Annotated in this window: 6 protein-coding genes; 1 reads left to right on the plus strand and 5 read right to left on the minus strand. The window is 71.3% G+C overall.

Annotated elements, in window-relative coordinates; genetic code table 11:
- From VKN16_16870 to VKN16_16885, 4 genes are all read right to left on the minus strand, one after another.
- Window positions 1–546 (minus strand): methyltransferase domain-containing protein (locus VKN16_16870; protein HME95882.1); only part of this gene is annotated, 546 nt, incomplete at its 3' end.
- Window positions 522–1172 (minus strand): HAD family phosphatase, encoded by a 651-nt coding sequence (locus tag VKN16_16875; protein HME95883.1) that lies wholly within the window; start codon window positions 1170–1172, stop codon window positions 522–524. The genes VKN16_16875 and VKN16_16870, both read right to left, overlap by 25 nt.
- Window positions 1169–1798: a DUF1054 family protein gene (locus VKN16_16880; protein ID HME95884.1), complete on the minus strand. Its 630-nt coding sequence runs from the start codon at window positions 1796–1798 to the stop codon at window positions 1169–1171. The genes VKN16_16875 and VKN16_16880 overlap by 4 nt, the downstream gene beginning before the upstream one ends.
- Before the next feature lie 11 nt (window positions 1799–1809).
- Window positions 1810–3294 carry a M81 family metallopeptidase gene (locus VKN16_16885; protein ID HME95885.1) on the minus strand — a complete coding sequence of 495 codons (1485 nt, stop codon included), beginning with the start codon at window positions 3292–3294 and terminating at the stop codon, window positions 1810–1812.
- Window positions 3295–3338: 44 nt separating this feature from the next.
- On the opposite strand from VKN16_16885, the gene VKN16_16890 reads away from it, so the two are divergent.
- Window positions 3339–3698: a cupin domain-containing protein gene (locus VKN16_16890; protein ID HME95886.1), complete on the plus strand. Its 360-nt coding sequence runs from the start codon at window positions 3339–3341 to the stop codon at window positions 3696–3698.
- Between the two features lie 179 nt (window positions 3699–3877).
- Here the strand turns inward: VKN16_16890 and VKN16_16895 are convergent.
- Window positions 3878–4585: ABC transporter permease (locus tag VKN16_16895; GenBank protein HME95887.1), on the minus strand; the 708-nt coding region annotated here is incomplete at its 5' end.

The following is a 4585-nucleotide window of genomic DNA, read 5'->3' on the forward strand; positions in this document are numbered from 1 at the left end:
GAAGGGCGGGCCGTCTCCGCCCTCCCGAAGGGGGAAGAAGCAGGCGAGCAGGAGCCCACCCGGCCGCAGGATCGTGTGCAGCACCGACGCGTACTCCTCCCGCCGCGCGGGATCGATGGCGCAGAAGCACGTGTACTCCCACACGCCGTCGAAGGCCTCGCGGTGGTCGCGGGCCAGGGTGAACACGTCGCGCTGCTCGACGGCCATGTCCACGCCCTCCGCGGCGGCCAGGCGACGGGCCTCGGCCACGGCGGCCTCCGCGAAATCGAAAGCGGTGACGCGGTAGCCGCGGCGGGCCAGGAGGCGCGCGTCGTGACCGCGGCCGCAGCCGGGCACCGCGAGGTGAGCATCCCGGGTTGTCCGCGGACTGGGGGAGTGCGGGGGCCATGTCCGGGCCCCCGCAGCTGAAGACTCGAACGTGCCGCCGGCGTCGAGCCAGGCTTCGAGAGCCGGCGACGGTCCGCCCAGCTCCCAGCCGTCCTGGCCCTCGGCGTAGAGGCCGTCCCAGAAGTCGGATCCGCTTACCGGGGGGCGATGCTGCTCCACTCGAGGCCCTGGAAGTCGGGGATGGTGCGGTCGGCGCCGGCGGCGAGCAGCTCGGCGTCGGTGTGCGCGGTGGTGACGCCGATCGCGCGCATGCCGGCGGCCCGCGCGGCCTGGATGCCCACGGGCGCATCCTCGAAGACCACGCAATGGGCCGGCGTCACCCGCAGCCGCCGGGCTGCCTGCGCCCACACCTCGGGGTCGGGCTTGCCCAGCATCACGTCGTCGGCGGTGACCACCACGTCGAAGAAGCGCAGGAGCCCGAGGTCGTCGAGCAGGCGCTCCGCGTCCCAGCGCGAGGCGGAGGTTCCGACGGCGCGCGGCACGTGCTGCCGCTCCAGCGCGTGCAGGAACTCGGGCACGCCGGGCACCGGCTCCATCCCGGCTTGCGCGCGCTCCTGGTAGAGATCGCGCTTGCGGCGGGCCAGCCGGCGGGCCTCCGCGTCGCTCACGCGCCGGCCCAGCAGCAGGGGAATCGCCTCCTCGCTGGGCCGGCCGATGGTGAGGCGCCAGTGCTCGGGATGCGCGGGCTCGGTACCGAGCTCGGCCAGCAGCGCCCGCCACGCGTGCCGATGGTGTGCCCCGCTGTCGATCAGCACGCCATCCATATCGAAGATCGCGGCGGTCACCTGAGGCGATACAGCGGGGCCAGCAGGTGGAACGTCTCGCGCGCGGCGCGGGCGTAGTCGCGCGGCTTCCACTTCGTGGCCTCCTCCGCCGAGACCGCGCGGCCGAGCACGAACTGGCCGTCGCGCGTCCGCAGCAGCTCGTCGCCGAGCCGCGCCACCGCGTCGGCCGGGAGATCGGTGAGGATGGCGGCCGGCGCGTCGTCGTGCTCGTCCTTGAACCAGCCGAGGCCCCTGGCCCGGCGCAGGACCGGCACCAGCTGGCGGGTGTGCCGCTTCCACGCCCCGAGCCAGCGCTTCTTCTGCGCGTGCTCGGGCCCGGCCTCGAACAGGAAGCGCACGCCCTGGCGCGAGACCGCCACCTTGAAGTGGCAGTGCTTCTTGTAGCCGCGCCGGTCGAGCGCGAAGGCCACCCAGGTATCGTCGGGCGGGTTCACGGTGCGCCGAGCGTGCTTGGCCACATGGATGAAGGCCTCGCCGCCGCCCACCCGCGTCACGTCCGGGAGGAGCTCGCGCCCGACCGCCTCGAGCTTCGGACGGATCCGCATCTTGATCGCCGCCATGCGGGGCTTGAAGCCCGGGATGTCGAAGACCTTGAAGTCGGACGGCGTGAAGCCGGTGAACGACACGTCGGGGCCTCCTACTCCGGCTCGTATACCAGATCGGGATCGAGCGGGAAGATCGGGCGCCGGATGCGCCGGTATTCGAACCGCGACAGGTTCGACGACGACAGCCCGGGCGCGTCCACCTCGATGATCTCCTTCGCGATCGGCTCGAAGGCCGCCCGGTAGTGGATCGTCGATTTCACGACCAGGATCTTCTCCAGGAGGGGGTCGATCCCGACGAACCGGATCATCTCCGGATCGAGGGTCTGCCAGCGGTAGGAGATGAGTATCACCTTTACATCGTTCACGTCCAGTACCGCGGTGGGGCCGAGACGGCCGGGCAACCCGTGCATCATCGGTCCGCGATGCACGAAGCGTCCGTCGGAGAGCGTGCGCACGGTGCCGGTGACCGAGACCGGCGCGCCGTGACGGTCGTCCACCTTGCCGCCGATCTCGAGCATGATGCGGGCGCCCACTCCGGCCTTGACGCAGGCGGCAACCGCCGCCGCGTCCCAGATGCACGCCACCGTCGCGCCGCGCGCGCCCACCCGCAGCAGCTCGCGCAGGATCTCGGTGCCGTCGCCGGCGGCGCCGCCGCCGGTGTTGTCGGCCATGTCCGCGAGCACGATGGGGCGGCCCTCGGCGGCCAGGGCGCGGGCCACCGCTTCCTTCACCGGCAGGGCCGCGTGGATGAACTCGTGCCGATGCTCCCACGCGACCCGCTCCAGCTGCCCGGCGAGCCGCTCGGCCAGCGCCGGGTCGTCGTCGGTGACCACGTAGATGCCGAGGCCCGCGTCGGGGATGTCGGCGTACGGGAAGCCGGCGAAGAGGGAGATCGAGATGACCTTGGGATCCTTCTCCATCTCGTCGGCCAGGTCGTAGAGGCGGCGCATCGGACCGCGGGCGGTGCCCTGGCGCCCGAGCGGCGGCATCAGGGGAGGCTTGCGCCACGCCGCGGTCGGCCTGATGCGCCCGCCGATGACCTGGGCGAGACGCCGGGTCGCCTCCGCCCCGCGCTCGGCCATGTCCACGTGCGGGTAGGTCTTGTAGCCGTGCAGCAGGTCCGCCTTGCCGATCATGTCGCGGCCGAGGTTACCGTGGAAATCGAGCGTCACCGCGATCGGCACCCCGGGGCCCACCGCCTCGCGCACCGCCGCGATGATGTCGCCTTCACCGTCGTCGATGCCCTCCGGGACCATCGCCCCGTGCAGGTCGAGCAGCACGCCGTCGAGCCGGCCCGCGCGCTCGAGATCGGCGAGCATCCGCTGCTTGACGTGCTCGTAGATGTCGCGGGTGACGAGGCCGGCCGGCGAGGCCGACGCGGCGACCGACGGGATCAGGGTGGCGCCCAGCCGCTCGGCGGCGCCGATCATGCCGCCCAGGCACGTGCCGGTGTCACGGTAGACCTCGAGGATCTCCCCGCCGTAGCGCAGATCGCGCGCCTCGAACTGGGCGCGATCGGTGGGCACGTTGCTGAACGTGTTCGTCTCGTGCGAGAGCATGGCGAGGAAGAGTCTCACGCGCCCCTCCTGTAGAATGGCGGCCCAGAGGAAAGGAGCGACCCATGGCCGATGCGTCGTGCTTTCACAACCTGAAGGTCGGTGGGATTCCGCGCCAGCTCGCCGAGGGGCTCAGCGCTCGCGTGTTCCCGGGCGAGCATCTGATGCTCTCGGTGGTCGAGATCTCGCCGGGCTCGGTGTCGCCGGTGCATTCGCATCCCAACGAGCAGTGGGGCGTGTGTCTCGAGGGCGAGTGGATCCGCATCCAGGACGGCGTCGAGCATCACGTGAAGGCGGGCGACTTCTGGCAGACCCCGCCGCACGTCCCGCACGGCGGGCGCGCCACCGACAAGCGCGCGGTCGTGCTCGACATCTTCTCGCCGCCCCGCGAGGAGTACAAGCAGGCGGGCTCGGGCTACAAATAACCACGCCGGGAGCGGCCGGTCCGGGGCAGCGGGGACGCCCGTCCCGGAACCGTGTCTTCTGCGCGCCGCCGAAGGCTGGCGCTCCCTTCTCGTGGCTCGATCGAGTGCAGGAGACGGGTAGCGAGTCAGCGTGTTCCGGGACGGGCGTCCCCGCTGCCCCGGACCGGCCGCGGGACGCCTCATAGTTTCATGTGGGGGTCGAGCCAGTCGCGGAGCGCGTTGCCCATCAGGTTGATCATCAGCGTGGTGACGAAGATGGCGAGGCCGGGGAAGGTGGCGATCCACCACGAGTTGAGCATGTAGAGGCGCCCCTCGCCGAGCATGTTGCCCCACGCCGGGGTGGGCGGCTGGATGCCGAGGCCGAGGAACGAGAGGAACGATTCGGCGATGATCACCTGGGCCACCTGCAGGGTCGCGATGACCACGATCGCGGAGGTGAGGTTCGGGAGGATCTGCCGGAAGATGATGCGCAGGTGGCTCATGCCGAGCGCGCGGCCGGCCAGCACGAACTCGCGCTCGCGTACGGCCATCGCCTCCGCTCGCACCACGCGGGTGTAGATCGGCCATCCGGCGACGCCGAGCACGAAGATCATGTTGACCAGGCTCGGGCCGAGCACCGCGATGACCGCAAGGGCGAGCAGCACGAACGGGAAGGTCAGCATCACGTTGACCAGCGTCATGATCGACCAGTCGGGACTTCCCCCGAAGTAGCCCGCGGCCAGCCCCAGCAGCACCCCGATGCTGGCCGACATCAGGACCGAGCAGATCCCCACCACAAGCGAGACCCGGCCTCCGTAGATCATGCGGGAGAGCAGATCCCGACCGACCTGGTCGGTGCCGAGCAGGTGCGCGGGGACGCCGCCCTCCATCCAGGCGGGCGGACCGAG

The organism is Candidatus Methylomirabilota bacterium, from assembly GCA_035315345.1.
Lineage (GTDB): Bacteria > Methylomirabilota > Methylomirabilia > Rokubacteriales > CSP1-6 > CAMLFJ01.